3 protein-coding genes are annotated in these 4,151 nt (G+C 45.8%); 2 read left to right on the top strand and 1 reads right to left on the bottom strand.

Annotated elements, in window-relative coordinates:
• Together V2I46_01005 and V2I46_01000 are read left to right on the top strand one after the other, a co-directional pair.
• Window positions 1-268, top strand: a 268-nt coding sequence (locus V2I46_01005; GenBank protein MEE4176065.1) for a DNA topoisomerase IV subunit B, incomplete at its 5' end; no start/stop codon positions are given.
• A gap of 182 nt (window positions 269-450) precedes the next feature.
• Window positions 451-2,355, top strand: coding sequence for a DUF3078 domain-containing protein (locus tag V2I46_01000; protein MEE4176064.1), 1,905 nt, complete (start codon window positions 451-453; stop codon window positions 2,353-2,355).
• A gap of 4 nt (window positions 2,356-2,359) precedes the next feature.
• On the opposite strand, the gene V2I46_00995 is transcribed toward V2I46_01000, so the two are convergent.
• Window positions 2,360-3,529: a tetratricopeptide repeat protein gene (locus V2I46_00995; GenBank protein MEE4176063.1), complete on the bottom strand. Its 1,170-nt coding sequence runs from the start codon at window positions 3,527-3,529 to the stop codon at window positions 2,360-2,362.
• Window positions 3,530-4,151 lie beyond the last annotated feature (622 nt).

Genomic DNA, 4,151 nt, shown 5'->3' with positions numbered 1-4,151 from the left:
GGACGAACGTAAATCTATTGTTGCTGAATTCAGTCAGGAAGGAAGAGAATCAGGGATTCACATCCAGCGTTACAAAGGTTTGGGTGAGATGAACGCTGAACAACTTTGGGTCACCACGATGAACCCTGAATTTCGGTTGCTGCGACAGGTCGATATCGAGAACGCCGCAGAAGCCAACCGCACCTTCTCCATGTTGATGGGTGATGAAGTTCCCCCGCGACGAGAATTTATCGAACGCAATGCCAAATACGCTAACATAGATGCGTAAACCCGCCATAGATTAAAAAACGCTCCGCCCCGCCAGTTATGGCAGGGCGGTTTTTTTCATAATTAAACTCTATCCCGGTTTTCGGGGTGCCTGGATTCGCAAAATATTAAAGGGAAGCCCCCGTTAAATAAAAAACACCTATTTTTCGCACCTGCTTTTGTTCTTTTAAATTTCAAGGCTATATGCGCAAAACAGCTTTTTTGCTTCTTTTCTTCTTTGGATGGCTTGCAGCCTCACAGGCTTTTGCCCAGAACCGAAATCAAACCCCTAACCTCCCACCAGACAGTCTTGACATTCAACCTTTACCCTTTACTCCTGGAATGGCTTCTGGCTATATTCAGAACCTGGTAGACAATGAAAAATTATGGAAAAATGATGACGACACCCTGCTCCTGTCACTGAAAAGACTTGTGGATCATTATAAAGAACCTTTTGACAGCCTCGAAAAACGACTCAATACCTATCCCTTTGACTCCGTCCGGATAAACCCCGGCTGGATTATTCATCACGACACAATCCCCATTCGCTGGCTTGCACCCACCACTTTCATTGTCGATACCATCCCCCTTGAAAAAGACCCTTATGTGACCTACACCACCCTTGTCATGACGATCATTGACTCTCTCTCCGTCAATAGTCTTAAGCTGATGCCAGAATTCCAACCACTCATCGACTCCCTGCTCCAGGTAAAGGACACCCTGACCCAAACGGTGATCGACACCCGTTACCTGGCATTAAAAAATGTACAGATTTACGAAATGGAGGACGATTTGATTACGCCTCCCATTCTTCCCCCAAGGAGTCGTAAAGGTGTCAAATTCCTTCCCGATTCAACCGGTATCGTTTTTACTGAATCCATAAGGGTTATTTTGGCCAATGAGGAATCTCCCTTCCACATCGTTCCTCATGAAAACCTCCCTGACTCCCTGGGCCTGGCTATTGAAACCCTCATCAATCATACCATCCAGCGCGATTCCATTCTTCTGCATGTCCAAAACATTGAAGGCCAGCAAACTCCTTTCTGGCTAAGCACGACCGCCAGGGACCCCTACCGTTACTGGGTGAAAAACTCGCGAAATGACTCCGTAACCGTATGGATGGCCAACCCTTCAAAGTACGACCTGACCGTCGTCCTCGAGGATGAGATCTATGTTGAACGACTAGAGAAAAGGACTGCCGATGATATGGTCATTCCCACGGCTAGACCTGAAAGAACCTTAGCCAGCCTTACTCCCATGAAGGAGATCCCCATTTACTGGGACTACAGCCTTGTCAATGCTTTCTCCATGAACCAGAACTTCCTCTCCAACTGGTCGCGCGGGGGCGAAAGTTCCCTTTCGGGCATGCTGGACATCACCGGCACCGTCAAATACACCAATAAGGAAAACAAAGATCAGTGGACCAACACCGGCCGCATCCGCTATGGCACCATCCGGACAAAGGAACGGGGATTCAGGACCAGTACCGATATGATCGAGCTCAACTCGCAGTACAACCGAAAACTCCGGGAAAAATTCGACTTCAGCGCCGTATTCTACGGGAAAACCCAGGTGGCTGAAGGCTATAAATCGCCTACCGATACTGTAGTAATCTCCAAATTTCTCAACCCCGGTACTTTTACCATCGGCATAGGTTTTGAATATGAGCCGATCAAGAAAACCCTGATCAACTTCTCCCCCCTTTCCTACAGGAATACCTTTGTGCTCGATACCATCCATATCAACCAAACCAATCACGGGATTGAGACAGGCCAACGGTCACGACAAGAAATGGGAGGACAAATCGTGATCAAAAACAGCATGACCCTGTTGGATGATTTAAATATCAACAACAATATCAGACTATTCTCCAGCTACCTTGAGAAACCTCGGAACATTGACGTGGACTGGGAAATGAGCCTCGAGAAACAAATCAGCTATCTGTTCTCCATCAGGCTGAATCTGCACCTGATTTATGATGATGATGTCCGTTTCCCGGTATTGAATGCTGCCGGAGAACCGGTCCTGCTGCCCGATGAGACACCCTATAAGGTTGCCAAGGCCCAGTTTAATCAGTTCTTGGGCCTGACTTTTTCTTTCAGGCTGTAGCAGGTTAGCGGCGATTGTTTTCAAGAGAATTTACCTTGTCGTTGATACGCAGTAAACGATAAAGCTCAAAAAGCCGGTTGCGGACTTCAGGGTCCTCTGGTTCTTTTTCGTATACTTTGTCGAGCCACTCCAGGGCGGCCTCCAGAGCTTCAGCCGACTTCTCCTTCTCACGCTGCACTAGATAAATGTTGGTCATATTAAGGGTGGCTTCTTCAATCTCCACACCGATGTTGTAGTAACAAGTGGCAATATTCAGGAATGCCATCAGATCTTCAGGATCAAGTTCAATGGCCTGCTCATAAGCGTCAATAGCCTGCTGATAATCCTCATCTTTCTGGTAAATCAATCCCTTGGTGTTATGAAACACGGCCTTATCAGGTGTACGTTCAAGAGCAGCATCGAGCACCCCGATGGCTTCTTTCGAAAGGTCCAGCCTGACCAGGAGGTCAGCCAGCACCAATACCAGGGTTTCCTCCTCTTCAAAGATATCAATACCCTCTTCAAGGACTTGCCTTGCAGTGAGGGTATCGCCGGCCGAAAGGCGGGAATCATACAAAAGATGGGTAACATTGGGTGAATGCTCAAGTTTGTGCAAACGTTCCAGATGCTGTGATGCCTTTCCCCAGTTCCCTCCTTCATAAGCTGCCAGGGCGGCATTGAAAACAAGACTTGTGTCTATCCCAGCTGAAAATTCAGCCAGATCACGGATGCAAAGGGCATGCTCAAAAGCCTTCAAAGATTCGGGGTAGTTCCCTGCCTTAAACTCCTTCTCTCCCAATTGCTGAAAATCATTGACCAGCAATACATAATGAGGTTTCAGTTGCTTCTCCAGCCTTCCCCTTTTATCCAGCTCAACGGCCCGCTCATAAGAATCAAACGCCACATACAATTGGTCGGGATAAAGCTCTGATAATTTCTTATCATTCTTTTTGATTCCTTCGCGGTAAGCCGTCTGGCTCAGTAATCCCCGGGCATACCATACCTTGGCCCATTCGGCTGACTCCTCGTTGTTGATCATTTCCTCGACAGCCCCTCTAGCCTCGTTGTATTTGCCTGTCTCGATCAGATGAAACACAGAAATGATCTGGCTCTTCTGTAAAGGCCTCAACAAAGCGCATCCTGAAAACCCCAGAACAAGAATAAGAAAAAAGCTGAGACGAAAAATTCTTTTCATAACATTCATTTGATTATCGCCCCCGCAGTCAAACCGGCCAAATACTTCCTGATCCGATGATACGCTGCCTGCAAGGCATCCTGTTTGCAAAGATAATCAGAAGCACTGAAATCTAACCATACTGTTGAAACGCAATTGAACCCAAACCCTCTTCTCTGTTGTCCATCCCGTATCGTCATCTTTTTCTGATTACAACCAGATTTTATCCAGCCTTTGACACAAAAAAATGAACTGCTGATTAAATATTCTTCTTACCAGGGAAGTCTGTTCAAATAATAACCATCAAGATGCACCTTTTTCTTCAATCTTTGGTTACAAGAAAAACTTCCAATTTCCATTCGGCGATTGAATAACCAGACCGCTAATTCTGCAAAACCAATCCGGATATTCTTTTTTATTAATAAAAGGATTTCACCGTTTTATGGTTTAATCAGGTCTGGATTTCACGGCTTTCCTGAACCACCGTGATTTAGATTCAGGTCGTCAAAAAAGGCAATCGGCCTGCCAGCAACTTCAAACCTCTTATTGAGGGCAATTAAGAAAAAATGAATCAATCATTTCATCTGGATCAAAAAGAAAAAGCACTAAAAAATTCAAAGAAGGAAAATAAATAGCATAAATG

Source organism: Bacteroides sp., assembly GCA_036351255.1.
Taxonomy (GTDB): Bacteria; Bacteroidota; Bacteroidia; order Bacteroidales; family UBA7960; genus UBA7960.
The sequence above is the reverse complement of the archived record's forward strand: the minus strand, read 5'-3'. Positions and strand labels throughout refer to the sequence as shown.

Coding starts and splice junctions, on each gene's coding strand:
- V2I46_01000 (MEE4176064.1), top strand. CDS start 451: ATGCGCAAAACAGCTTTTTTGCTTCTTTTCTTCTTTGGATGGCTTGCA.
- V2I46_00995 (MEE4176063.1), bottom strand. CDS start 3,529: ATGAAAAGAATTTTTCGTCTCAGCTTTTTTCTTATTCTTGTTCTGGGG.